The sequence below is a fragment of the Paenibacillus germinis genome, assembly GCF_013141785.1.
Classification (GTDB): domain Bacteria; phylum Bacillota; class Bacilli; order Paenibacillales; family NBRC-103111; genus Paenibacillus_E; species Paenibacillus_E phytorum.
The window spans coordinates 1-26,372 of sequence record NZ_WHOC01000019.1; the positions used below are offsets into that span (position 1 = coordinate 1).

A 26,372-nucleotide genomic window follows, 5' to 3' on the forward strand; every position below is an offset into this window, starting at 1 on the left:
AATAACTGCATGGCTTTGAGCAACACCGCATCTTCATCAAATTCCTTAGTTCTAGCCATTCCAGTGACTCCTCCTTTCGATTTGATCTTAGCATATTGAGAACGATCGGTAAAGAATTATTTACACCAGAGGATTTGCATTATATTCTTTCTCTTTAAGAGTAACTATTTTCCATTTTACGTCGAAAATATTATAAAGCTAGTTCGAAGTCAATTTAAGATTACTTAACATTTATTATGTAAACAAATACCCGAGTTCCTTCCTGCTATTATTTTTATTTACGAAATTAACGATTCAATTAAAGCTAAAATTGCAAAAAAAATAACCTATCAATGAGGTTATTTTTAAAAGTTCCGAAATTCCTTACCTTCTATCTCAGGTACCGCAAAAGGTTTGGTAAGGACGGTCTGATAACTCAGGCAATGTATAGTAATCAGCCTGTTCGGTGGAGTGCGCATAGGGTCTCGAAAGAACATCAAGCAGTCGCTCCATCACACTATAATCTCCTTGTTTCACCGCGGCTTCTAATGCATCTTCTACCCGATGGTTACGGGGGATTATCGCAGGATTGCTGCTGCGCATCAACTGCTGTGAGGAGTCTTTTGTTTCCTGCTGTCTGCCTAGCCTCTCCTGCCACTGCACATGCCATTGAGCAAATTCTGTGGTGTCGAATAAGGCTATCTCTTCCAGCTTATCAAAAGTTAGTGCGCGGAAAGTGTTGGTATAGTCCGCATTAAACTTCTGCATCATAGTGAGCAGGTCTTTAATAAGAGATTCATCCTGCTGTTCTTCATTAAAGATTCCCAGTTTTGCCCTCATGCCGGCAAACCAATTGCGGTGATACACCTCGGAAAAACTTGCAATTGCATCCTCGGCTAGTTTGACTGCTTGCGCCTCGTCGTCATGAATCAACGGTAGTAGGGTTTCAGCAAATCTCGCGAGATTCCATGCGGCAATATATGGCTGGTTACCATAGGCATAGCGACCCTGCTTGTCAATGGAACTGAATACCGTTGCCGGATCATAGGCATCCATGAAGGCACAAGGACCGTAGTCAATAGTTTCTCCACTAATCGCCATATTGTCGGTGTTCATCACGCCATGAATAAAGCCAACGAGCTGCCATTTGGAGATGAGTACGGCCTGGCGCTTGATCACTTCCTGAAGTAGTAAAAGGTAGCGGTTCTCAGCAGCAGCTTCAACTTCTGGAAAATGTCTTTGCAAAGTGTAATCAGCAAGGGCTCGGAGATCCTGGACATTGCCAAATTTAGAAGCAAACTGAAAGGTTGCGACACGCAGATGACTCGCAGCTACGCGGGTAAGAATGGCACCAGGCTGCTCGGTTTCACGGAATATGGACTCACCGGTTGTTACCACGGCTAGACTGCGTGTTGTAGGAATACCAAGCGCATGCATGGCTTCACTGATGATGTACTCGCGCAGCATCGGTCCAAGTGCCGCTCGACCATCGCCCCCGCGGGAGTATGGTGTCCTACCTGAACCCTTCAACTGAATATCAACCCTCATACCTGCGGGAGTGATCTGTTCGCCAAGAAGATGAGCCCGGCCGTCCCCTAACCGGTTAAAATGCCCGAATTGATGCCCTGCATAGGCTTGGGCAAGAGGCAAAGCGCCTTCAGGAATCTGGTTGCCAGCCAGCACCGCTGCACCATCATTGCTTTGCAGTGACTGGACAGTTAACCCCAAGGATGTTGCCAACTGATCATTAAGAATAATTATCTTCGGTGAGCGAACAGGAACTGGATTAAGTCTGGTGAAAAGTGATTCCGGTAGACGAGCATAGCTATTGTCGAAGTTCCATCCTGTTTCTATCATTGTTTTTTTCTCTGTCATCATAGCTCCTTTTTCATTTGTCTTTTGTATTTTTTCTGACCGTTAGACTTATATTATCACAGTTCTCCGCAATCAACTGCAAAGCTTTGTTAGCTCTTACTATTATGTCCCATCGTGATGACTACACTTCCCTTTTTGTGTCCTTTATCTACATATCGGTGAGCCTCGGCAGTCTGCTCCAGCGAATAGCGTTGATCGATGACCGCTTTTATCTTCCCCGCCTCATACAGCTCTTTAAGGAAGATTAGATTTTCTTTGCTCTGCATTAAGCCAGCAGTCGTAAAAATTGCTTTTTTGCCGCCTAACATTGAAGTCCATAACATTTGCAGCACAATGGAAAACGTAGGGACAGTAGAAAGATAGACACCCCGTTGCGTTAGCGATCCTTTACACTGAGCAAATGAACGCTTGCCTACCGCGTCGAAAATAACATCATAGGACTCGCTGGCTTTGGTAAAATCCTCTTTGGTATAGTCAATGACCTTATCTGCTCCCAGTGACTTCACTAAACTTACATTCGTTGTACTGCAAACCCCGGTAACTTCTGCCCCATAGAACTTGGCAAGCTGAATCGCATGAACACCTACCGATCCGGAAGCGCCATTGATCAGGACTTTTTGATCGCTCTGAATCTTTGCCATATCTCTAAGGAAAGTCAACGCAGTTGTTGCCCCATCGCAGACGGCTGCAGCTTCTTCATAAGACATAGAGGACGATTTGATTGCTAATGGGGCGTCTTCAGGCAGACACTTGTAATCGGCATGTGCACCAGAGATCTTTGCGCTTAAACCAAAAACCTGGTCACCTACTCTATATAATTTCACATCCTTACCTACTGCCTCAATTTCCCCGGCTAGCTCAAACCCTAGTATGGGGTTTTTCGGTTTGCTAAGACCGTAAAAAAGTCTGACAATAATCGGGTCTCCCTTTCGAAAGGCGCAGTCCGCTGGACCAACTGTTGCCGCACATATTCTGATCCGTATTTCATTGTCCTTGGGGGTAGGTTTTTCTACCTCCCTAAGCTGAAGAACATCCGGCGATCCGTATTTGGTGCATATGATTGCTTTCATTCGGGTATTCATGCATTTCCCTCCTCAAACTGTACGTCACCCTTTACATAATGTAAAGTATTATATACACAATGTATTTTATAATATACTTAATGTCAATATAAATGTACATTAATTTGTCTCTTGTTTAGCCGATTTCGCCTTTTGTTTTTCCACGGGTTATTTTTCCAGACAAAATATCATAAGGTGTTAATTGAACCATTGAACCATTCTTCGTAAGGCGGGTGAACATATTGTTCGAGCAGAACGATCATGGATCGAAGTATTTTGAGAAAATGTTGAATATCATTGATGTCGGTGTTCATCTGATTGATAACAAGGGAATAACCATTTTTTATAATGATAAGATGGCTGAAACCGATGGTTTTAAGCGAGAACAAGTGGTAGGAAAGAACTTCTTCGACCTTTTTCCTTCCCTAACGAATGAAACTAGCACCTTCATTAAAGTTCTACAAACAGGCATAGAAATACGTGAAAAAATACAAACATACGTGAGTGTAACAGGGAAACGGATCACTACCATTAACAGTACATATCCTCTAATTGAAAATGGCGAAATCATCGGTGCCTTAGAAGTGGCAAAGGATATAACAAGCATTGTTCATCTCCACGACCAAATCCTAGATCTCAGGCATCAAATCTACGAATCACCGTCAAAAGATAAGAAAAACGCCAGCTCCGCTCGATACCATTTCAGTGATTTAATTGGCAAAAGCGAAGCCTTCTTACATACAGTCTCCTTCGCCAAAAAGGCATCACGTACAAGCTCGCCTGTTTTGATATCCGGACCTACCGGTACCGGTAAAGAATTGTTCGCCCAGAGCATACACAATGCTGGAGCCCGCCGAAACCGTCTATTTATTGCTCAAAATTGCGCGGCAGTCCCCAACGAGCTGATGGAAGGCATTATGTTCGGAACTGCAAGAGGCGCGTTTACTGGCGCTATTGACCGTGCTGGATTATTTGAGCAAGCTAGCGGCGGAACACTTTTTCTAGATGAGCTAAATAGCTTGGATTTATTTTTGCAGGCCAAACTATTGCGGGTGCTTCAAGACGGGATTGTTCGACGAGTCGGGGGAACCCAGGAACAGCAAGTCGATGTCCGCATCATTACCGCTATGAATATAGATCCGAAGGAAGCGTTAGACAAAGGATTACTGCGCAGCGATCTCTTCTATCGGCTAAATGTCGTGAATCTGTACCTTCCTCCTCTTGTGCAAAGAAAAGAAGATATTCCTCTGCTCACTTACCATTTTATTGATACATTTAATCACATATTCGGCATGAAAATAACAGGCATTACCCCAGCTGCAATGAATAGCTTAATGAACTACCATTGGCCCGGCAATATACGGGAATTAAGCCATGCCATCGAATCCACCTACAATATGATGGAACTGGAATGTGAAATCATTGAAGAAAATCACCTTCCCGCTTATTTCTTAGGGAATCATTTACAAACAGCCTCTCTCTCTCTACGATCCGCTCCGTGGGATGACCAAATGACAACTATCTCTGCCGGTAGATTGACCGATAAAATGAAGCAAATGGAAAAGGAAACCATCACCGATGCACTGGAAAATCATCAATATAACATCACGCTCACCGCACAAGCTCTAGGAATCAAGCGCCAAGCTTTACAATATAAATTGAGCCGCTACGGCATCGTGAAAAAGCCTTAACCATAATCAGATCAAGACTCCGACAGGAGTCTTTTTTGCTTTTCAGTTTGCGGGGAAATGTTGGCACGATTTTTGCATCTTCTTATTATAAGAAGGCATCATTACTGGAGGTGCAATAATGGAACGACGTGACTGGAAGCAAGTTGAGCTATGGAAAAACGTAACGGATGAGCAGTGGAATGATTGGCTTTGGCAGCTGACACATACCATTCGTACTCTGGAAGATCTGAAGAAAGTAGTGAATTTAACCCCCGAGGAAGAAGATGGCGTTCGGATTTCAACGCAAACCATTCCATTAAATATTACCCCCTATTACGCATCATTGATGAATCCAGATGACCCGCGGTGCCCGATTCGCATGCAATCTGTTCCCATTTCCGCCGAATTATTGAAAACAAAGTATGATCTCGAGGATCCTCTATACGAGGATGAAGACTCCCCTACCCCTGGTTTAACACATCGGTACCCGGACAGGGTTCTATTTTTGGTAACGAATCAATGCTCGATGTACTGCAGATACTGCACTCGCCGTCGTTTCTCCGGTCAGGTGGGCATGGGGGTTCCCAAAAAACAATTGGATGATGCGATTGCTTATATTCGAAATACGCCAGAGGTGCGTGACGTTTTGCTTTCTGGTGGGGATGGACTATTGATTAACGACAATATTCTGGAGTATATTTTGAAAAATTTACGGGCAATTCCCCATGTTGAGATCATTCGTATTGGTACGAGAGCTCCGGTTGTTTTCCCGCAGCGGATTACGGAGCATTTGTGCAGCATTATCAAAAAATATCATCCGGTTTGGCTGAATACCCATTTTAATCATCCTCTGGAAATGACGGACGAAGCGAAAAAGTCCTGCGAAATGCTAGCGAATGCGGGAGTACCTTTGGGCAATCAGTCGGTGATTCTGGCTGGTATCAACGACAGCACCTATATTATGAAGAAGCTCATGCATGATCTTGTGAAAATTCGTGTTCGTCCTTACTATATTTATCAATGCGACTTATCCGAAGGAATCGGTCATTTCCGGGCACCTGTTTCCAAAGGCTTGGAAATTATCGAATCGCTTCGCGGCCATACCTCTGGGTATGCCGTACCAACATTCGTCGTCGACGCTCCAGGAGGAGGCGGGAAAATTGCGCTTCAGCCCAACTATTTGATCTCGCAAAGCCAGGATAAGGTCATTCTGCGTAATTACGAAGGTGTCATCGTCGGTTACCCCGAGCCGAAAAACTATATGCCGGGCCGGGCAGACGAATATTTCAATGAAATATTCGGCATCGAGAAACAGCCGGAAAGCACCGGAATTATTGCGCTTATGAAAGATGAAAAATTTAACCTAGTGCCAGAAAATTTGCGCCGGATCGGCAGAAGGAAAATTTATCAGGATACACCGGAGCACGCGTCGTTGAAGGATCGTCGGCCAAAGAGAGATGAAATGAAGGACAAATTGATGAAAGCTCAGCAGAAAGAGATTAAGGAGGATAAAGAGAGTATTCCAGATACAGAGAACTAGAGCAATCTCGCTCGATTACCATTTCGTTATCCGAGTAGCGCAGTTACAAGTAGAATAGATGGATTTCCTGTAGCTAATTTAACGGAAATGGCCTTCTTTGAGAGGATAACTGGATTTCCTACCGTTAATTCGGAAAAATCTCTCCAGAATAGCCGAAATTGGCTGAATTAACTGGATTTTTTCCATTTAGTCCCCGCTACAGAGAGAAATCGATTTGCTGGAGCGGGCGACAACACTAGTAAAACCCCAAAAGACACCCCTCTGGGTGCCTTTTCCACTTTCAATAACTATATTATTCGTCTCCCGTCTATCCAATTACATGTAGCCTACTTTTTAAAACAAATCAATTTCAACTCCGTCAATTCCTGTATGGCGTACTTCACGCCTTCACGCCCAGTCCCGCTTTCCTTAACGCCTCCATACGGCATATGGTCCAAACGGAACGTGGGAATGTCATTAATCATGACGCCCCCTACCTCTAAAGCTTCGGCAGCGGCAAGCGCCGTTCGGATATTTTGTGTGTAAATACCTGCTTGGAGTCCATATTTGGAGTCATTAACCAGCTGTATGGCCTCCACTATCGTCGAAACTTTATTGATCATCACAATCGGGGCAAATACTTCTTGGCACGATATTTTAGATGTAGCATCAACATGAAGCAGGACCGTTGGGTGAACGATATTCCCGTCTTTCCTGTTACCGGTCGAGACTATGGCGCCAAGCTTCTCAGCTTCTGCGATCCATTGCAAAGAACGCTCAGCGTCACGAAGACCGATTAAAGCCGACACATCCGTAGCGAGATCCAAAGGATCACCTATTCGAAGCGTCTCAGTCTGCATTACGAATTTCCTGACGAATTCATCGAAAAGCTGCTCATGAACATAAATACGCTGAAGGGAGATGCAAACCTGACCTGCATAGGAAAATGCGCCTGTGACCGCCCTTGCAATCATGGCATCCACATCAACCCCTTGATCCACAATGAGAGCGGAATTGGAACCTAGTTCTAAAATCACCTTTTTCAATCCTGCCTTATTGCTGATTGAGATCCCTACCTCCGGACTTCCAGTGAAAGTCACAGCCTTAATTCTTTCATCTGTCACCAGGCAGTCCCCAATCACGCTTCCGCTGCCAGTAACCACGTTTAGAGCACCTGCTGGAAGACCAGCCTGCTGCATAAGATCTGCCAAAAACAAAGCGGTTAAAGGCGTTTGACCTGCCGGTTTCAGTACGACGGTGTTGCCCGCAGCTATGGCAGGGCCAACCTTGTGCGCAACCAGATTCATCGGAAAGTTGAATGGCGTGATGGCCGCAACGACCCCCAAGGGTTGACGGATCGTATACGCTACACGGTCCTCTCCTCCGGGGGCAGCATCCATGGGGATCGTTTCGCCATGAATCCGCTTCGACTCTTCAGCGGCAAATTTGTAGGTTGCGATTGTTCTCTCTACCTCGAGCCTCGCCGTTTTTAACGGCTTAGCTGCTTCAAGCGCGATCAGACTTGCGCACTCTTCCGACTTATCTCGGATTAAAGAAGCCAGCTTCTCTAAAATCGCTGCCCGTTCATGCGCCGGCATACCCGCCATTAGAGGTCTGGCTCTTTCGGCAGCCTCAATCGCACGCTCAACTTCGGCAGCTCCTGCATACGCGACTTCAGCGATTTGTTCACCGTTGTAGGGAGAGAATAAGGGTCGATACTCGCCCGCTTCCACCCATTCCCCGTCGATAAATAGATGCTTCTTCATACTGCAACCTCCTTCCTTTATGAAGGAATATTCTTACTGGTACACGCCTTGACAGCCTGCTCCAGAACATCCAAGCCTTCAGCAAGCTGCTCATTCGTAATGACCAGCGGACTTAGAATACGAATAACATTGCTGTAAATGCCGGCCCCCATCACGATGACTCCGTGTTGATGCGCCTCCTGTAAAACCCGAGTTGTTAGCTCTTTATCTGGTACTTTCGTCACCGGATTCTTCACCAGCTCTATCGCACTCATCGCTCCCAATGTACGCACGTCGCCAATGCAGCCAACTTCCTGCTGCAGCAGGAGAAAACGTTCGCTGACCGCTGACCCAATGGATACCGCACGTTCAGCTAGGCGTTCCTCTTCTAACATTTCAATTACTTTTAATGCAGCTACGCAGCCAAGCGGGCTGCCTCCATAGGTACCCCCGATTTCACCGATACCAGGTGCGTCCATGATTTCCGCCCGTCCGGTCACAGCACTAATCGGGAGCCCGGCAGCAATCGATTTGGACATGGTCATCAGATCCGGCACAACGCCGTAGTGCTCCATCGCAAAGTTTTTCCCTGTCCGTCCGAATCCCGTTTGCACTTCATCGGCAATTAGCAGAATACCGTATTTCTCACACAACGCCTTCACACCTTGAATAAACCGGACGGTTGGGATGACAAAGCCACCTTCTCCTTGAACCGGCTCCAATATGATAGCAGCAACCTCTTCACCCGGGACCTCAGCCAGGAAAAAATCCTCGAATTTCTGCAAAATCTGATCATCCACCTCATCCCGAGACATCCCGGAAGGAGCACGATAGTAGTATGGATAGGGCATTTTGTACGTATCAGGCGCAAAAGGGCCGAAACCATTCTTATAAGGCTTTACCTTGCTGGTTAAAGACATTGCCATATAAGTTCTGCCGTGAAAGCCGCGCTCAAAAGAAATCACGGCTCTGCGCCCCGTATATTTACGTGCAATTTTTACTGCATTCTCAACGGCCTCCGCACCGCTGTTTAGGAAGATTGTTTTCTTCTTATGGTCCCCCGGGGTCAACGCGTTGAGCTTCTCAGCCAATGCCACATAAGGCTCATACATCATGACATGAAAGCAGGGATGCAGATATTGGTCTAGCTGAGCCTTCAACGCTTCCACGACTTTGGGTGGACAATGACCGACATTTAAGGACCCTATCGCCCCCGCAAAATCAATAAAAGTATTCCCGTCAACATCCGTAAGCAGCGCCCCTTCCCCTTTGGCCGCAAAGGTAGGAAGCGTATTGAAAGGACCTCTCGGGATATTCGCCATGCGCCGCTCCAGCAGTACCTGTGCCTGAGGACCCGGGATCGCCGTCTTCATATCAATGTACTTCGTCTGTTTCGGGTTCCGATCCATCCCTATGCCTCCATTCCGTCAAAACCACACCAATGAATCAGGGTCAATGCGATGATTTCCGCTGCCTCAAACACATGATCAAGCGCAATGTGCTCGTTAGGATAATGGGCCACTTGTGTGATGCCTGGGCCGAAAACAATACAAGGCGTTTCGCCGAGCTGTGTGAGCAAACCGCCGTCTGTTCCCCATGGCGATGCCTCTATCGTAGGTTCTTCTTGCTTAACCTCCCGATACTGCTCTATCAGAACTCGCATCAAATCATGCTCCGGATCAACACTGCCTGGAACCCACCGGGCTCCAAACCATTCAACTACAACCGGATGTTCTTCAAACCAAGGGTCTTTTCCCTTAAGCCCCTCCATCCACCGGGCCATTTCCTCCTTAGCGTCATCAAGCTTTTCCTCAGGTGCAACTCCCATTCTTCCCTCTAACTTTACGGTGTCCGATACAGATGAAGGCCAATTTCCTCCTTGAATGACACCTATATTAATAGGGATAGGAATTGGGTTTTGAGCGTACAAAGGATCCGAGATCCGAGCATTTCTTTGCTCCTCAAGCTCCCGGATATGCTGCAGCACGATCATGCTTTTCTCAATGGCACTAACCCCTTCGTACCTGGTTCCGCCATGTGCCGAACGGCCTTTGATCTCAACACGGAACCACATAGAGCCCTGCTGCTTCGGAAATATGCGTAAATTGGTAGGCTCCGGGATAAGGGCAGCATCTGCTCGATATCCTTTCACAATCGCAGCCAGTGTCCCTACTCCTCCGCTTTCCTCTTCAATTACGCTTTGAACAATGACGTCGCCCTTCAACTTGATACCAAGACTCTGAATAGCCCCCACAGCAAGAAGAAGAGAGAGATTTCCGCCCTTCATATCCGTTGCCCCGCGTCCATATAGCTTCCCGTCCACCACATTGCCACTAAAAGGATCCTCTGTCCATTGATCCAGATTTCCTTCCGGAACGACATCGATATGGCCATTAAGTAGGATAGAACGTCCACCGCCGGCCCCCTTCATGACACCCACTACATTGGGACTGCCCGTAAAACGGTTTCTAGGGGAACTAAAATATGGATGTTTCTCCAGGGCCTCACCATCCGGCTCCCAGACATCAACTTCTAATCTCAACTCTCGAAATTTATCAGCAATTAAGACCTGAACCTCCTTCTCATTGCCTTGCGTACTGGGGATTCTGACCATCTTCTGCAGTAAACAGGTTCCTTCTTCACGATGAAGACTAATCCATTCATGAATTTTCTTTTGGAGTTCAGCGTTAAGATTGGGCAAAGGAATTCCCTCCTTCAGATAGGCATGAGAAATCGATTTTATAACACACGGTTATTGAATATATGTGATGTTCTCCGGAATGATTAATGCAGCTTCCGTGTGATTTACAACGTCCTCTATCGTATAAGGCAGCATGATTTCTTTTAAAAGCAATCCTTGATCCGTGACCTCCATCACGGCCATTTCCGTAATAATCAATTTGACACATCCCCGCGCTGTTAGCGGCAAGTCACATTGATTTTTAACCTTGGATTCCCCCTGCCGGTTGACATGGTTCATAAGAACGATGACTTTTTTGGCTTTTTGCGCAAGCTCCATCGCCCCTCCGATCCCTGCCACCCGCTTCCCCGGCACGATCCAATTGGCCAAATCCCCATGCTCACTGACCTCTAGTGCCCCAAGTATCGTGATATCGATACATCCCCTGCGAATCATGGCAAATGCAATGCTGCTATCGCAGTAGGAAGCTCCATTGGTAATCGTGACGGGGTATCCTCCCGCATTGCAGAGAAAAGCATCTTCTTCCCCAGGAAGCGGGGCTCCCCCTGCACACAATATCCCATTTTCCGCATGAAAAACGACATGAATACCTTCAGGAACGTAATCCGCAACCTGGGTCGGGATGCCGATTCCTAAATTGACGGCCATGCCGTCCTTTAATTCTTGAGCAGCCCGCATAGCTATTCGGACGCGGGTTTCTTTTCCCATACCCATTCCCAAGTCACCCCTCTGCTCAATATCACCATATCCACGAAAATGCCCGGCGTTACAATGTTTTCGGGGTCGAGCTCGCCTAGCGGTACAATCTCATCGACTTCAGCAATCGTAAATTTCCCGGCCATGGCGACCAATGGATTTAGATTTCTGCCGCTTTTATCATAGACAAGATTCCCATACGGATCAGCTTTTTTAGCATGAACAATAGCAACGTCTGCCGTCAAAGCTGGCTCCACCAGATACTTTTTCTCGTCGATGGACACGGTCGCCTTTCCCTGCTCCATGATCGTTCCGACGCCGACATCCACCAATATCCCGCCAAGACCTACGCCGCCTGCCCGAATTTTTTCCGCTAATGTTCCTTGCGGGTAAAACACCACCTCCATCGTCCCTTCCTCCATCCTTAGGCCGGCGTTAGGATTGGATCCGATATGGGAGGCAATCACCTTCTTGACTCTGCCTGCTGTGATTAAGCGACCAATGCCGATATGCGGAAACCCGGTATCATTCCCAATGATCGTGAGATCTTTAATCCCCTTTTGCAAAATGCCTTCGATCATCGTCGGAGGCGTTCCAATGCCGCCGAACCCGCCATACATCATCGTACAGCCATCGGTTATCGCTTGAAGCGCCTCTTCCAAGGTCCTTACCTTTCCGCATATGACCGAATGTGCGTTCTCATGTGACTCCATTATATCTCCTCCAATTCGGATCGGGTAACCTGGGCCATGACTTCCCGAATGGATTCATCCAAAATCAGCACGAGTTGGTCGATTTCTTCTTCTGTGATCACGAAAGGAGGGGCCACAATAATGGCATCTCCTGCCCCGTCCACCGCGCCTGCCGCAGGATACACGAGAAGGCCTTTATGAAAGGCTTTTTCGACGATCCGAGAAGTGACACCTAGCCCAGATGGAAACGGCAGCTTATCGGTCCGATCGGAAACAAATTCCATGGCCAGAAGAAGTCCTTGGCCCCTTACATCGCCGATGATCTCGATCTGGTCAGCCATTTGGCGCATCTTGCCCAGCAAATAGCTGCCTTTGATCTCTGCTTCCCTGACTAACTGATGCTTTTCGATATAGGCAAGAACGGCCAGTGAAACTGCCGCCGATTGCGGATTTGCGCTGTAAGTGTGGCCAGACATGATGCTTTTGGATCCCTTCAAAATGGGTTCCATCACGTGATCTTTGGTAAGTGTTGCCGCCATCGGCGTATATCCGGCGCTCATCCCTTTTCCTAGAGCTATCAGATCCGGTTCGACGTCATAATGCTCCATGCCGAACATAGCTCCTGTACGGGCAATCCCTGTCATGACCTCATCGGCGATGAATAGTATTTCATTCCGTTCGCAGATCTCCTTGATCTTCTTGTAATATCCTTCAGGTGGAACAATAGCGCCGCCTGCAGCACCAATGATCGGCTCTGCAATAAATGCAGCAATATATTCGGCACCGATCCGCTTTATGGCGGTTTCCAAATCGTCCGCACACGCTAATTTGCAATCCGGATAAGTCTTGTTCAAAGGACAGCGGTAGCAATAAGGGGGCACGACGACCGGAAAGTCCTCCAATAAAGGAATAAATCGTCTTCTTCTAAGTACATGGCCTGACATCGAAAGAGCGCCCATCGTTATACCGTGGTAGCTCATTCGTCGTGAAATAACTTTATTTTTTCCTTGGCGACCCTTCTCCTGCCAGTGCTGAATGGCAATCTTCATAGCCGTCTCCGTAGCTTCCGATCCGCTGTTCACAAAGAAAGCCCAGTAATCATTGCCTGGCGCCAAATCACTTAGCTTCTTTGCCAGCTTTTCGGCTGGTTCACTTGTAAACTGAGAGCGGTAGACAAACGAGACCTTGCCCGCTTGCTCCAGCATCGCATCGATGATTTCTTGAACCCCGTGCCCGATTCCAGCTGTCACAGCCCCCGAGGATGCATCTATATAGGCTTTGCCTTGATCATCGTACAAAAAGACGCCTTTTCCATATTGAATGGTGGGATAATGGTGATCCAAAACCGGCTTGATTAAATGCTCCCGCTTCATAAAGCACCCCCCATTGTTAACCATCGCTACAATTTTATTTGAGAAACATATTCTTAACCCGCGGAGCCTTCAACAGATCTTCATAGCGAAATGTCGTTCCTAACGCAGACACATCATGCCAATAAAGTGTCTCTTCGATTTGCTGCGCGGTGCTCTCCAATACGTAAGTACGGCAGTTGGAACATTCGATAGCGGGAACATCCAGAATCTGAACCGCCACTCTCCCATCCGGCAAGACCCAATAGCAATCTTTCACACTTTCACGAATATCCTCCGTATCACACCACATGCAATTCATATTCCTCCGCCTCCTCAATGTACCCCACAAAGTGAAGTAATGCTTCGAAGCTTAGTCCTATTACTTTGCGGGGGCCCCAGAATATATTTATTTAGAACATTCTTATCGCTACCTGATTTCTATGCAAAATAAATGCCAACTTTTCGAAATAGGCATCTAGACTTCTTTCAGGGTAAGTTTTCGCGGGAAAAGCCGCCAAACATTTTGCAGTTGCTAATTTTTTGGCACCAAAATTAATAATTCATACGAATTGTGCGTACGCTGTACCAAATGTGGTCTGGGTGTACAGATGGCACTATTTTTGCAGATAGTTTGAATGTAACGAATTTAGGAAGAAAGGGGAATGTTGGATGCCAAGTAATCTCCCTACGTATACGAATCAGGTTGAAATTGGCGAGGATTATAAAGTAAGCTTTTGCCTAGATTTTTTTAACAAAAGGTTACGGGTGGATGACTATTTGGGAAATGTGGATGCCATCTGCAAGCGAATAACCGAAATTGCCATAGCCAATGCCTTGACCAAAGTGTTTATTAAATCGCGAGAGGATGACTGGCAAACCTTTCTATCGAAAGGCTGCATGCTGGAGGGGATTTATAAAGGATATTTCAACGGTCGTGACGCTTACTGTATGGCTTTGTACGATGATCTTGAGCGGCGGACTAGCGATTATTGGATGGAGGAGGATCACATTCTAAAGCAAGTGCTCGCTCTTTCCCTCAAACCAGATCGGCCTTTGGTTCCGGAACAATGTTCACTGCGTATAGCTCGGATGGAGGATGCAGAGCGGCTTTCTGTTTTATACGATCAAATATTTCAAACGTACCCGACACCGATGAATGATCCTTTGTACGTCGAAAAAACAATGCAGGAGGGAACGATTTATTATCTCGTAGAATCGCCGCATCAACTGATTAGCGCCGCCTCCGCAGAGATCAATACAGTCTACGCCAATGCGGAAATGACGGATTGCGCCACACTCCCTGCTTATCGTAATCAAGGACTCATGAAACTGCTTATGCATGCCTTGGAAGATGAATTAATCGTACGAAACATCACATGCGCTTACTCCTTATCCAGAGCCCTTTCTTTCGGTATGAATGCCGTTTTCTTCCAAATGGGCTATCGTTATTACGGCAGACTAACGAAAAATTGCGATATCTACGATAAATTTGAGGACATGAATTTGTGGGCCAAAATCTTGAAGTGATTTTAACCCCTTTAGAAACTATATGCGTTTCCTTCTCAGGGAAGAAGAAATGCCTAATTCCTCCCGATATTTGGTTACTGTACGGCGAGAAATTTGAATACCTTCCTTCATCATTAGCTCTGCCAGCTTCTGGTCGGAGTAAGGCTTCGCATGGTTTTCCCTATGGATCCATTCCTTTATTCTCGCTTTTACGTGTTCTGAGGACGCAGCATCTCCAAGGTCCATTTGCAAACCGGAGGGAAAGAAGTGCTTCAGCTCGAAGATGCCCCATGGCGTTTGAGCATATTTGCCTGACGTCGCGCGGCTGACCGTTGATTCATGCACACTCAGTTTATCGGCAATACGCTTCAAAGTCATCGGTTTGAGATGAGAAGTTCCCTTCCAGAAGAAATCGGTCTGCTCCTCCACAATGGCTTGCGCTACGCGGAATATAGTCTTTCGTCGTTGCTCCAAACACTTTAGAAAGAACATCGCAGAATTTATTTTACCAAAGAGGTACTTTGTTGCCTCGTTATTGTCGCTGCTATCCTTCACCATTCGTTCGTAATAACCATTTAGCGAAAGGCGGGGCGACGCTGCTTGATGAATCAACACAACGAGCTGTTCACCTGCCTTTTCAATGATGACCTCGGGAATAATATATGGCACTGTTTCTGTATGAAATGCTGCACCGGGTCTAGGATTCAATCCTTTGATCACATCAATCGCAGCCTGAATTTCTTGTGCTGTCACTTGAAGCATCGCCGACATTTTATGAATGCGATAATCCGCAACATCCTTCAGATGATTACGAATTAGTAAGGATACTAACGGAAAGCACTCCGACAAGGACTGGACCTGAAGAAGCAGACATTCTCTTAAATTTCTTGCGCCTACGCCGACGGGCTCAAAGCCCTGCAAGATCCTTAATGCAAGCTCCGCTTGAGCAAGATCGACCTTAAATACGTCGGATATTTCATTTAAAGAAGGTGCAAGATATCCATTATTATCCAGATTTCCGATCATAAAAGCGATCATATTACGTATGGATGGCTGAAGCTTTTTTACAAAGCCCAACTGCTCCTTTAAATGCCTTTCCAAGGATACCTCGTTCGATGCTGCGTGAAGTATGGGGTCATAGATGTGATCACGCCTGACTGCCGCACTATGGATTGTATGAGAGGCGTTATAAGCTTCCCATTCGTTTCCGGTGAATTCCAATACCGGGTTATCATTCATCTCCTGCTGGACAACCTCCAACAATTCTGGTGTCGATAGTTGGAGAATCGTAATGGCTTTTCGTAATTGCGGAGTCAACCGCATTTTTGCGGCTTGCTGTTGGAACATCCCGTATCCTGGGCGCATGTACATCACCCCTTTATGTTTTTGCTTATATATGTATTCAAGTGCGATCCCGTTTTGTCCATTTCGATTAGAAAAGAAAGAAGACGCCGTTTAAATTAACGACGTCTTCTCATCTTACACTACGATACAGTCCACAATGCGATCAGGTAATTTGCGATCGCATTGAGAATAGATGCGGCATGATCCGTTACATGATCCTTCGATGTCTGGTTAGTCAGATGTTTGATGAAATCGCCTATATGCTTCGCCGCCTTGTCTTTCGAGCCTTTATTCAGCTGATGTTCTGCTTGCTGCAAGCTATTCTCAAGCTGAGTGAGCACAGTACCCGTCAATTCACCTGAAGCTGCGAAGCGGTTTAGAAGCTCATTCATCGCACGAACGCTTGTGGTTACTTTGAAGGTATATTGTATTTTACGCTCGTTTCCTGCATTGTCCGTTACGGTAATCGTAACGGTATGCGAACCGAGTTTACCGGTCAAATCAAGTGCCGTTCCGGCGGCATATGCCTCTCCATCAAGCAGGATGAAGTTTCCGTTAACACCCGACAGGTTATCTTCTGCTTGTACTTGCAGCGTTAAGGTCTGATCATTCTCAAACTGAGCTCCTTCGCTTAGATTGGCGCCATTTGCATTCAGCGACACAACTGGAGCAGTCGCATCTATTCTTACCTGTAAGTATTGATCAGCTTCCACATTCCCAGCCTTATCAACAGAGCGGTATGCGATGGTGTAAACACCATCCAATAGCGTGATCGGTCCTGTATATGCAACAAATCCTTCTATCGGAGCCGTCGAACCATAGACAGACTCGGTTACGACGGAGAGCTTATACTCCGTTTTGCCAATACCTGAAAAATCGTCCGTTGCGCTCAGCGTTACCGTAACGGGGGTTAGGTACCACTGGCTATGCTGCACACCTTCCAACTTCGCGACAGTAACTGGAGGCACGATAAAATCAACTCCAGCCGCGTTGCTGAAGCCCGACTCACCAGCTGTGTTAACTGCGGTCACTTGATAGGAGTACGCCGTATCCAGCGTAACACCTATGTCCGCATAGCTCGTGCCAATAACAGCAGAAACGTTTATCTTCTTAAAGGTTCCGTTCTTTGAATCAGCACGGTAAACATTGTAGCTTTGAGTCCCAGCCACAGCTGTCCAGTTCAGCGTAACTTCTTTCGCTCCATTCACTGCAGCCGTTAAACCAGCCGGTACATCAGGGATGACAACTTCCTCGACTGTTACAATCGCCGTACCTTGGCTAATCGCAACGATCTTTCCTTTGGTGTTCACTTCGGCAACAGCGATATACTGGCCGTTTGCTGCATCAATGGCTTGACCATCAACGATAGAAGACCACGAAGACGCATCGTCACCGTAATAGTTAGCAGGAACCGGGTTCGTATCCGGCGACAACTTATATTTGAACGTGTTCCCCGCTACGGAAGGCGCATTGAAGTGAACGATGGTCTTGCCATTGTTCCAATAGCCTTGTGCATCTGAGAAGGTGAGTCCTTTTACCTTGCTTGGCTCATAGACTTCTCTCGTCGCAAAAACTTTCACTTCATTGAAACCTTTAGACCAAGTTTGCGTGCTATTGTCTGACGCTTTTTTAATTGCTGAGATCGTTACCTTGATGTAGCGGTAGATCCCCGACAAGGTGTTGCTTGTAAAAGCCACTTGCTTGTTCGAGCTGTTATTTGAGAGCACGGTGTACGTGCTTCCATCCTTGCTGCCCTCCACAATGTATTGAAAATACATTTCAGATCCATTCACTTGCGGGAAGCTCAAATCGATTCGGCTTAGATCGTACAAGCCGTCAAGATCGACCTGCCACCAATAAGGAACGTTGGTGTTTGCCGTATCGAATTTGGTGGCATAATTGCCGTCAACCGAATTGGCTGATGGCAGCGCAGCGCTTTCGGTTGACGCTATCGCAGTTTTCCCTTGCGAAGCGTTGATGTAAAGGGACTGATCGATGATACCCGTCTCGGCGTTCAAGCTCCAATTGCTGCTGTATTCCATGTCAAGGGTCCGGCTCTCGGTATTAAGTTTGAGCGGAAGCCAAATATATTGCGAGCTTCCCAATTGATTTGCGTACCATCGGTCACCAGCATAAATGTAGGACGTTTCCTGTGAGCCAAGTACTGTAATAATAAATGATGGCTGGCTGTAAAAGGTCGAATTTTCTCCGAAATTCTTCAGATCCGACCACTTATTCTCCTTGATGGAGGTTGAAGTTGAATACTTCCCTTGATTCGGGTACCAACCAGATTGGCCGGAAGTAAGCAAATAATAAATACCGTCTTTCTTCAAAATGGCAGGCGCTTCTCTTCTCTGTCCGGCATACAGCGTATAAAGAGGCTTCTCTACTCCCGTGTAGTCCTCAGTTAGTTGATAAATACCGAGATCTTTATTGCCGTTCGTCGAAGAAATCAAGTAAGCCGTACCATCATCGTCCTGAAATACGGTAAAATCCCGATTGTCCTTTCCTAACCGGCCATCTGCTTCATATACCCCTTTATCTGCCAAAGGTCTGAACTTCGCGACAAATTGGTAATTGCCGTCGACTGTATCCGATACAGCCACATAAGCATTCGCCTCGTTGTAATTACTGCCCAATTCCCAGTGGCCCCACATGACATACTTTTTCGTTTTCTCATTGTACAGCACTTTAGGACGTTCGATCTTGGCGTCGGTGATGTTGGCCGTATCCGACGCAATCGTGAGCGCCTGGTTGCGGAATTCCCAGTGGATCAAATCCTTAGATGCATACACCGATACCGCCTTGAAGACAGCCGAATTGTGGCTCTTGTCTTCACCGAACCAATAGTAAGTATCGTCCGATTTGATGACACCGCCGCCATGGGCTTGCATCACATTGCCGTCCGTGTCTAACCAAGGGACGCCGTTGGCAATATTCCCCTGCTCCGTCGGGTCTGGGATTTGATCATCCGAATCCGTTGGCGTGACCGTGGTCGTCTCACTTGCAGCTTCAGACAGGTTCGATTCATCAAAGGCATTTTCTTCCGTCGCCTTAAAGGACAACTTGTAATAATACGTCTGTCCCATTCGGAGACTGGTATCCACATACGAAGTGTCGGTGCCCGTATATACCGCATTCGTGAATGGGCCAGACGCGCTGCCGCCCCGGTAAAGAACATAAGCGCTTGCACCGCTTATTGCATGCCAGTTCAAGGAAATGGAATGGTCCGTTGGATTCGATGCGGTTAGACCCGTCGGAGCGGCCGCTCTCGCAGTTGTCGTAACGTCCTTCGCTGTGGAGAATGTCGATTCCAGCGCACTAACTACCGACGATACTTTGTAATAATACGTTGTTTGCGCATTAAGTCCTGTGTCACGGAAGGCGTTAGCCGAACCTTTGTAGACTTGTGCAAACGTACCGTTAGCGCTGGTGGATCGGTAAACACGGTATGCTGTTGCGTCAGCTACATTATCCCAGGTCAACGGGATCGACGTCGCCGTTACTGTCCCAGCAGTCAAGTTGGCAGGAGTGGCAGGTAGGTTAGAGGCGTCTGTGATTTTCACGTCGTCAAACTGGGCCAGTCCCCATTTGGTACGAAATCCGACCTTGCCCGTCGTCCATTTGCTATCCGTCACATCGAAAACCAAGACGTCGTCGATATAACAGCGAATTGAGGTACCTTTTAGTACCATCTTCAGTGTGTACCATTTATTCGATACGCTGGCAAAAGGGACAGCAGCCGCAAGCATAGTTGACGTACCGGCCACATTTTTGCTGAGTTCGACTCTGGCTTCACTCGTTTTGTTTACCCTGAACATATAGTAATTGCTCGCATCTGTGTATCGGGTCACTATACCAGGATATGCGCCTCCATCTGTCAGCTTCACCCTAGCCTCAATCGCATAGTCGGCAGCCGATAGATTGTTCGCAATAGCAAAAGCTTCTGTTGATGTATTGTTCTGATAAAGTACCTTGTTGGCCGCATTGTCGGTGTCATTTGTAGCGTTTGACCACGAATTGGCCGCGCCGGTAAGCGTCCATTTGCTTGTTGAACCGCTTTCAAAATTATCCTCGAATAAAACAGTCGGCGCACTTGCGGATGCAGATGGTAAAGCAATGACTGGATACACCATCGAAAGGATCAGAATGGCCATCATGATCTTCGTTCGAAGGTTATTAAACTTCGTCATACTATGTACCCCCTTAGTTGAATTAGAATTCTACTGAAGTATACACAGCCCGCTTCAATCATTAATAGTGAATAATCTATACAGTTATCAAAAAGTATGTTAAATCACATATATAAAATATTGCTTTTTATGAACATTCTTAACTATTCACTCCTTTAAAATGAAAACAGCCCGTAAGATCATCATCTTACGAGCTGTTTGAACACTGTGCTAGCTCCAGTACCGCCTTGACACGCAGTGCTCTTTGGCTAACTTATAGCTGCTTAAATCCACAATTTCAATTGATTTGATCGATTCAGGGGAATGGATCATCCGATTGTCTCCGGCATAGATCCCCACATGGTGAATAGCTCCCTTGCCTTCTTCATAAGCGAAAAAGAGCAAATCCCCCGGTTCCAGCTGTTCCTTTGCAATGAGCATTCCCTGCTTAGCTTGTTCAGAGGCGTCTCTTGGAATTGAAATCCCAAAATATCTGTGCATGCTATAAGCAAAACCGGAGCAATCGTAGCCAAATGAGGACATTCCGCCCCATAAATAAGGCAGATCAAGAAATCTTCTCCCCTGCTCCACGATTCCACGCCCGATGTGGCCTTCACCTGTCTCAGGGATCAGAGAGCCATCGATTAAGCGAACCTCGTTCGCTTTTAAATAACCAGCCCCCTCTGGCGTCTTTACCTTTACCCATTCTTCGGTTTCATCAAGGACAGGTAGTAAGGTCAGATAGCTCAACTCGATCAAGCGCTCGGACGGATTCCGGTACAGCCATGCTTGTGCTGTTATCACTTCCGCGCTCTTCGAGCCAGCAGGGGCTTCCGGCTCTGTAACCAGCTGGCATCTTGGCACCCAGCCGGGGTAACCCAAAGCTTCCTTATGTGTTCCCTGCTGCGGAATGAGCACTTTGATCCAATCTTCCAGTTCTTCCACAACCAGCACCTTGGTACCATAAAGAATTTGAGTCTGAATTCGGTTCCCTTCCCACAAGTCCAGCTTATCGTCTATCGTCATGAGCTTCAGCCATTCTCTAATTTCAACCGGATGCATTAGAGCAGGTTCATCCAAAGGCCGTGGAGATTCGGGCTTCGTCCAAACCGTTGCGACGGACACAGCGACTGTCATCCTCTTCTGCATACTCATGACCCCACTACACTTTCGCTGGGGACCACATCACGAATGCCAAGACCTGCTTCTTTCGGGAAGGTCATCATTCTACCGTCATACTTCACACCGCCTATCACGATATCGTTCAACATCATGAGAGGAGCATCGAAATCGAACCGTGTAATGTTCTTCTTGCTAGCTGCCAGATGAGCTGCTGCTGTTACAGCCACACGGGATTCGATCATACTTCCCACCATGCACTCGACACCGAATTCTTCCGCGATATGGTTAATAATTTGCGCTTTGTAAATACCGCCGGATTTCATCAGTTTGATATTAATCAAATCGGCTGCGCGGTGTTTCAGCACTTCGAAGGCTTGTGCGGGAGAAAATACACTCTCATCTGCCATAATGGGGGTTTCCACGCTATCTGTAACCATTTTCAGCCCTTCAATGTCGTTAGCTTTCACCGGCTGCTCTACCAATTCAATATCAAGCCCCAAATCCTCCATGCGGCGGATCGTCCGGATGGCGTCCTTTACCTGCCACCCCTGATTCGCATCTATGCGAATTTTCACACTGCTTCCGACACAGCTGCGGATTTCCTTAATTCTTTCGATATCCTCTTGGATATCATCTTTGCCAACCTTTATCTTCAGTACATTGAAGCCTTCCTGAACATAACGGATAGCGTCTTCTCCCATTTCCTTAGGTGAATTTACGCTTACTGTGTAATCCGTCTCTATCTGATCCTTATAACCACCGAGGAATTGGTATAATGGCAGACCGCAATACTGCGCGACTAGATCGTATATAGCCATATCTACTGCCGCTTTAGCACTGCTGCTGCCTATCATGGAATGATGAATCTCCTGCAGAATGCGTTCGTACGCCAGTAGGTTTTTGCCAATAAGCAAGGGGGTGAACGTATTTACAATTGCTGAATGGATACTATCCAGGCTGTCACCGGTTATAACAATCGTTGCCGGTGCCTCTCCCCATCCGATCCTACCATCGTTAGATTGAATACGAACGATGATAGACTCCGTTTTATACACCGTACGCAGTGCTGTTTTAAAAGGCTTAATGAGCGGAGTCGATTGCCGCATTACTTCAACACTTTGAATGTTCATGTTTGCCTCCTGAAAGTTTTGTGCAGCTATGCAAGCGAAGCGGGCTTATGCCACAAAACGACTTCGGAAGCATAGGCCTATGCCTCTACACCGGGTTCCGTACATGCCAGCAGCTTATCATACGTACTCATTCTTGCTCCTATGCCCATCGGAACCGCAATATTGGGAGAGCAGTGGCCGATCTTAAATCCAGCGAGTGTCGGCTTCCCAGCAGAAATGATGTGATCGTTAAATATTTGCTCTAAAGTAAGCGAGACCTTCCGTTTGTTCGGCATACAATTGTTAAAATCGCAGATTAGAATTCCGGCTGCATCGGCGAATTTACCTGCTAGCCTTAACTGGTTTAGCATCCGATCCAACCTATAGGGCTCTTCGTCAATATCTTCAATAAAAAGGAGTTTCCCCTTCGTGTCCAGTTCGTAAGGAGTTCCAAGCGTACTAACAATCAAGGAAATGTTCCCTCCCACGAGGGCACCGAACGCTTCTCCTTCAACTAAAGTTTGTAGAGGAGAAATCTCCTCCGTATAGTGAAGAACGGACGGGCGAAGAAGCGTTTCATAATTTTGAATCGTGAGCGGGTGCACATCCTCTTTTCCTAGATCGATCAACATCGGACCGTGAAAGGTAACCAAACCCGCTAAACGTCCAATCGCCGCATGTAGAAAGGTAATATCGCTGTAGCCCCAGAAAATCTTCGGATTAGCGCGAATGAGCTCATAGTCCAGCAAATCCGCCATTCTCCCAGTACCGTAACCGCCACGCGCACAAATGATCGCTTTGATCATCGGATCGGCGAACATGGCATTCAATTCCGCTGCACGCTGCTCATCCGTTCCTGCCAAATAGCCATGCTGCATAGAGATAGTCTCTCCCAGCCGCACATGGAGACCCAACTCCTCCAGATAGGAAGAAGCAGCTTTCACTTGATCCTTGTCTGCCCAACTAGCCGGGGCCGTTATGGCTACCGTATCGCCAGGGCTTAACCGCCTAGGCTTTATAAGCTCAACCATCCATGAAGCACTCCTTTCACGCCTGAAAAAAAAGGGAGAAGCACCTCTTACAGGTGCATCCCTCCGTCATTCAATTTTATTTCAAATCTGCCCATTTAAAGTCGAGGAAGCCGAAAGCGTGTCTAACGACGCCTTCCAATTTATCGCTTTGCAGGTAAGTGGAGTTATAGAAGTAAAGCGGCAGAACCGGAGCTTCGTCCATTAAAATCTTCTCCGCATCATGCATCATTTTGTATCGTTTAGCCTCATCCGATTCTACATATGCGTCTTTGATCAATTTATCATAAGAAGCGTTAACCCACCCTGTTCGGCTGAACGGATTCGTCGATTGGAAGCCGTCCAGGAAGTTGATCGGATCGGCAAAGTCCGGGAGGAACGAAGAGCGCGACAATTGCAGCTGCAGAGCCTTTTGTTCTGTAGTCAGAACTTTGCCTTCTTTGTTTGCCAGTTTCACATCAATACCTAAGTTATCTTTGAGCATAGCTTGAAGCGTTTGTGCAATTCGTTGACTCACATCGTTCGTGTTATAAGTCAAAGTAACTTCAGGCAGCTTCGTGTAACCGGCTTCCTGCATCCCTTTCTCCAAAAGCTTTTTCGCTTCGGCTGCATCAAACTTGATCAGGCTGCCGCCAACCTTGCGGAAGTCTCCACCCGCAGGATCCTTAAGTCCAGGAGATACATAACCGTCTGCCGGTTTCTGCTTTTGCTTTAATACCAAATCTACTAGCTTCTGTCTGTCTACAGCCGCAACAAAAGCTTTACGGATGTTGATGTTATTGAAAGGTGCCATTTTCACATTAAAGCGGTAGAACGCAGTTCCTGCGGCATCTTCAACCTTCACTTTGTTTTCTGCAAACAATTTATCGCTCATGTCAGCCGGAATGGATCCAGTTGTATGAAGCTCTCCAGTAGTGAAGAGCTGGTAAGCGGTGTTGGTATCATTGATCATTTTGAAAGTAACACCCGTCAGTTTTACGTTTGCGGCATCCCAGTACTGGTCGTTTTTCACCATTTTCAGCTCGCTATCGTGCTTCCATTCGGTAATTTTGAACGGCCCGTTACTTACAATCGTAGCGGCTTCGCCGGCCCATTTGGCATTGCCCTCCACGGTAGCCTTATGCACGGGAAAGAATGCTGGACTGGAAACCATGCCAACTAACCAAGAAGCGGGCTGAGTCAAAGTAACCTCTAGCGTCTTGTCATCCAGAGCCTTAATTTTCACATCACTGGCTGTCCCTTTACCGGAGTTGAAAGCTTCTGCACCTTCAATAGGATATGCGAGGAAAGCCGCATCAGAAGCTGTTTTTGGATCCAAAAGACGCTTCCAGGCATACTCAAAGTCGGCAGCTTTAACGGGATCTCCATTGGACCACTTAATGCCGTCGCGCAGCGTAAACGTGTACTTTTTCCCATCAGGACTGACTTTCCACTCTTTCGCCATAGCCGGCTCAGGAGCCTGGTTCTTGCCAAGACGCGTCAATCCTTCAAACGCATTATTGACAACGTCGTAAGAAACTTGGTCAAATCCTTTTGGAGGATCGAGAGAAGTTGGTTCTTTTAAATTGTTGTAAAGGAGGATTTTGGACTTCGTTTCTTTGGCTGCTTCCGTCTGTTTGGCTCCAGACTCTTGCGTTCCGGACCCTGGATCTTTGCTGCATCCGGCTAGTAACGTACCGAATACTAATACGGAGCTGATTAGCAATGCTGAAACTTTTTTCATGAGCACATCTCCCCTTCGTTCATGGTCTTATTTATCCTAGAGCCGACATAATGTTACTCTTCATCGGCGGCTGGAATACAAATTGAGAGCGCGGATCCTGAAGCCAGCAGGCTACCGAGTGGCTGCCTGATACGGCTGACTGCGGCGGCTGGTATAAACCGCAAACCTCCATGGCATAATGGCAGCGCGCCGCAAAAGCACAGCCTTGTGGCGGAGCAAACAAATCCGGCGGTGTTCCCGCAATCGGAGTGAGCGGAAGTGACTTATCAGTGTCCAGACGCGGCATGGAAGCTAGCAGCCCTTTGGTGTAGGGATGCTGGGGATTATGGAACAGCTCATCCACTGTCCCTGCTTCAACGACCTTACCGGCATACATCACATTGACCCGATCAGCCATATTCGCAACAACACCAAGGTCATGCGTGATGATGATAATGGAAACACCTGTTTTCTTCTGGAGCATTTTGAACAGCTCAATGATTTGGGCTTGAATGGTGACATCCAGTGCCGTAGTCGGCTCGTCCGCAATAAGAACGGAAGGTTTGCATACCGCAGCGATAGCGATCATTATCCGTTGTCTCATGCCTCCACTGAACTCATGCAAATATTGCTTCAAACGCATCTCGGGGTTGGAAATGCCTACCAATCCGAGCATTTCAGTGGCTTGCTTACGGGCTTCTGCACGCGATATTTTCTGATGGCGGATGATTCCTTCTATAATCTGCTCACCAATGGAGATGGTGGGATTTAAGGCTGTCATCGCATCTTGGAAAATCATAGAAATTTCAGAGCCTCTCAGCTCTCGCAGCTGCTTCTCACTGAGTATTGTCAGTTCCCTGCCCTTATAGCGGATGCTGCCTTGGCTGATCTTCGAGCTATGCTCGGGAAGAAGTCGCGTCATGCTGCGGGCGGTCACACTTTTACCGCAGCCAGACTCGCCTACGATAGCCAAAGTCTCTCCTTTACTTAGCGTAAAGCTGACTCCGCGAACCGCCTTCACTACTCCACCATGTGTGGTGAACGAGACATGAAGATTGTCAACTTCCAATAGAACATCGGATGAGTTCGTTGCATTCAC

The 26,372-nt window shown here is 47.0% G+C and carries 19 protein-coding genes; 3 read left to right on the forward strand and 16 right to left on the reverse strand.

Annotated features, from left to right (window positions below; genetic code table 11):
• Positions 1-375: 375 nt before the first annotated feature.
• Both GC102_RS02260 and GC102_RS02265 read right to left on the reverse strand, forming a co-directional pair.
• Entirely contained in the window at positions 376-1,854 is a 1,479-nt protein-coding gene (locus tag GC102_RS02260) for a protein adenylyltransferase SelO (RefSeq protein ID WP_171688553.1), read from the reverse strand.
• Positions 1,855-1,943: 89 nt separating this feature from the next.
• Complete coding sequence (locus GC102_RS02265) at positions 1,944-2,924, reverse strand: NAD(P)-dependent alcohol dehydrogenase (protein ID WP_171688554.1); 981 nt, start codon at positions 2,922-2,924, stop codon at positions 1,944-1,946.
• Between the two features lie 233 nt (positions 2,925-3,157).
• On the opposite strand from GC102_RS02265, the gene GC102_RS02270 reads away from it, so the two are divergent.
• Positions 3,158-4,606: a sigma-54 interaction domain-containing protein gene (locus GC102_RS02270; RefSeq protein ID WP_171688053.1), complete on the forward strand. Its 1,449-nt coding sequence runs from the start codon at positions 3,158-3,160 to the stop codon at positions 4,604-4,606.
• Between the two features lie 118 nt (positions 4,607-4,724).
• Positions 4,725-6,125, forward strand: a complete 1,401-nt coding sequence (kamA, locus tag GC102_RS02275) for a lysine 2,3-aminomutase (RefSeq protein WP_171644015.1) — start codon at positions 4,725-4,727, stop codon at positions 6,123-6,125.
• Positions 6,126-6,451: 326 nt separating this feature from the next.
• On the opposite strand, the gene GC102_RS02280 is transcribed toward kamA, so the two are convergent.
• From GC102_RS02280 to GC102_RS02310, 7 genes are read right to left on the reverse strand one after another with little or no spacing between them, the layout of a single operon-like run.
• Complete coding sequence (locus tag GC102_RS02280; RefSeq protein ID WP_171688054.1) at positions 6,452-7,870, reverse strand: aldehyde dehydrogenase family protein; 1,419 nt, start codon at positions 7,868-7,870, stop codon at positions 6,452-6,454.
• Between the two features lie 17 nt (positions 7,871-7,887).
• Entirely contained in the window at positions 7,888-9,258 is a 1,371-nt protein-coding gene (gene gabT, locus GC102_RS02285) for a 4-aminobutyrate--2-oxoglutarate transaminase (protein WP_171688055.1), read from the reverse strand.
• A gap of 2 nt (positions 9,259-9,260) precedes the next feature.
• Positions 9,261-10,550 carry a peptidase gene (locus GC102_RS02290; RefSeq protein ID WP_171688056.1) on the reverse strand — a complete coding sequence of 430 codons (1,290 nt, stop codon included), beginning with the start codon at positions 10,548-10,550 and terminating at the stop codon, positions 9,261-9,263.
• Positions 10,551-10,601: 51 nt separating this feature from the next.
• A complete protein-coding gene (locus tag GC102_RS02295) occupies positions 10,602-11,264 on the reverse strand; it encodes a 3-oxoacid CoA-transferase subunit B (RefSeq protein WP_171688057.1) in 663 nt (220 codons plus the stop codon).
• Positions 11,231-11,959 carry a CoA transferase subunit A gene (locus tag GC102_RS02300; RefSeq protein ID WP_171688058.1) on the reverse strand — a complete coding sequence of 243 codons (729 nt, stop codon included), beginning with the start codon at positions 11,957-11,959 and terminating at the stop codon, positions 11,231-11,233. Before GC102_RS02300 ends, GC102_RS02295 begins: the two co-directional genes overlap by 34 nt.
• Complete coding sequence (locus GC102_RS02305) at positions 11,959-13,311, reverse strand: aspartate aminotransferase family protein (RefSeq protein ID WP_171688059.1); 1,353 nt, start codon at positions 13,309-13,311, stop codon at positions 11,959-11,961. The genes GC102_RS02300 and GC102_RS02305 overlap by 1 nt, the downstream gene beginning before the upstream one ends.
• A gap of 34 nt (positions 13,312-13,345) precedes the next feature.
• On the reverse strand, positions 13,346-13,609 hold the full coding sequence (locus GC102_RS02310; protein ID WP_171644022.1) for a YokU family protein: 264 nt from the start codon (positions 13,607-13,609) through the stop codon (positions 13,346-13,348).
• A gap of 350 nt (positions 13,610-13,959) precedes the next feature.
• Here GC102_RS02310 and ablB point away from each other — a divergent pair, with 350 nt between their 5' ends.
• A complete protein-coding gene (ablB, locus tag GC102_RS02315) occupies positions 13,960-14,817 on the forward strand; it encodes a putative beta-lysine N-acetyltransferase (protein WP_171688060.1) in 858 nt (285 codons plus the stop codon).
• A gap of 18 nt (positions 14,818-14,835) precedes the next feature.
• Here the strand turns inward: ablB and rpoN are convergent, their stop codons facing one another.
• From rpoN to GC102_RS02350, 7 genes are all read right to left on the reverse strand, one after another.
• Positions 14,836-16,161: an RNA polymerase factor sigma-54 gene (gene rpoN / locus GC102_RS02320; protein ID WP_171688061.1), complete on the reverse strand. Its 1,326-nt coding sequence runs from the start codon at positions 16,159-16,161 to the stop codon at positions 14,836-14,838.
• A 119-nt stretch (positions 16,162-16,280) separates the two neighbouring features.
• Positions 16,281-20,333, reverse strand: a complete 4,053-nt coding sequence (locus tag GC102_RS02325) for an FIMAH domain-containing protein (RefSeq protein WP_171688062.1) — start codon at positions 20,331-20,333, stop codon at positions 16,281-16,283.
• 210 nt (positions 20,334-20,543) lie between these two features.
• A complete protein-coding gene (locus GC102_RS02330) occupies positions 20,544-21,461 on the reverse strand; it encodes a C40 family peptidase (protein ID WP_312883145.1) in 918 nt (305 codons plus the stop codon).
• A gap of 2 nt (positions 21,462-21,463) precedes the next feature.
• Positions 21,464-22,564, reverse strand: coding sequence for a dipeptide epimerase (locus GC102_RS02335; RefSeq protein ID WP_171688064.1), 1,101 nt, complete (start codon positions 22,562-22,564; stop codon positions 21,464-21,466).
• A 77-nt stretch (positions 22,565-22,641) separates the two neighbouring features.
• Positions 22,642-23,574: a S66 peptidase family protein gene (locus tag GC102_RS02340; RefSeq protein WP_171688065.1), complete on the reverse strand. Its 933-nt coding sequence runs from the start codon at positions 23,572-23,574 to the stop codon at positions 22,642-22,644.
• A gap of 76 nt (positions 23,575-23,650) precedes the next feature.
• Positions 23,651-25,294, reverse strand: coding sequence for a peptide ABC transporter substrate-binding protein (locus GC102_RS02345; RefSeq protein ID WP_171688066.1), 1,644 nt, complete (start codon positions 25,292-25,294; stop codon positions 23,651-23,653).
• A gap of 31 nt (positions 25,295-25,325) precedes the next feature.
• Positions 25,326-26,372: an ABC transporter ATP-binding protein gene (locus tag GC102_RS02350; RefSeq protein ID WP_171688067.1), complete on the reverse strand. Its 1,047-nt coding sequence runs from the start codon at positions 26,370-26,372 to the stop codon at positions 25,326-25,328.

Coding starts and splice junctions, on each gene's coding strand:
- GC102_RS02260 (WP_171688553.1), bottom strand. CDS start 1,854: ATGACAGAGAAAAAAACAATGATAGAAACAGGATGGAACTTCGACAAT.
- GC102_RS02265 (WP_171688554.1), bottom strand. CDS start 2,924: ATGAAAGCAATCATATGCACCAAATACGGATCGCCGGATGTTCTTCAG.
- kamA (WP_171644015.1), top strand. CDS start 4,725: ATGGAACGACGTGACTGGAAGCAAGTTGAGCTATGGAAAAACGTAACG.
- GC102_RS02280 (WP_171688054.1), bottom strand. CDS start 7,870: ATGAAGAAGCATCTATTTATCGACGGGGAATGGGTGGAAGCGGGCGAG.
- gabT (WP_171688055.1), bottom strand. CDS start 9,258: ATGGATCGGAACCCGAAACAGACGAAGTACATTGATATGAAGACGGCG.
- GC102_RS02295 (WP_171688057.1), bottom strand. CDS start 11,264: ATGGGTATGGGAAAAGAAACCCGCGTCCGAATAGCTATGCGGGCTGCT.
- GC102_RS02300 (WP_171688058.1), bottom strand. CDS start 11,959: ATGGAGTCACATGAGAACGCACATTCGGTCATATGCGGAAAGGTAAGG.
- GC102_RS02305 (WP_171688059.1), bottom strand. CDS start 13,311: ATGAAGCGGGAGCATTTAATCAAGCCGGTTTTGGATCACCATTATCCC.
- GC102_RS02310 (WP_171644022.1), bottom strand. CDS start 13,609: ATGAATTGCATGTGGTGTGATACGGAGGATATTCGTGAAAGTGTGAAA.
- ablB (WP_171688060.1), top strand. CDS start 13,960: ATGCCAAGTAATCTCCCTACGTATACGAATCAGGTTGAAATTGGCGAG.
- rpoN (WP_171688061.1), bottom strand. CDS start 16,161: ATGCGCCCAGGATACGGGATGTTCCAACAGCAAGCCGCAAAAATGCGG.
- GC102_RS02325 (WP_171688062.1), bottom strand. CDS start 20,333: ATGACGAAGTTTAATAACCTTCGAACGAAGATCATGATGGCCATTCTG.
- GC102_RS02330 (WP_312883145.1), bottom strand. CDS start 21,461: ATGCAGAAGAGGATGACAGTCGCTGTGTCCGTCGCAACGGTTTGGACG.
- GC102_RS02335 (WP_171688064.1), bottom strand. CDS start 22,564: ATGAACATTCAAAGTGTTGAAGTAATGCGGCAATCGACTCCGCTCATT.
- GC102_RS02340 (WP_171688065.1), bottom strand. CDS start 23,574: ATGGTTGAGCTTATAAAGCCTAGGCGGTTAAGCCCTGGCGATACGGTA.
- GC102_RS02345 (WP_171688066.1), bottom strand. CDS start 25,294: ATGAAAAAAGTTTCAGCATTGCTAATCAGCTCCGTATTAGTATTCGGT.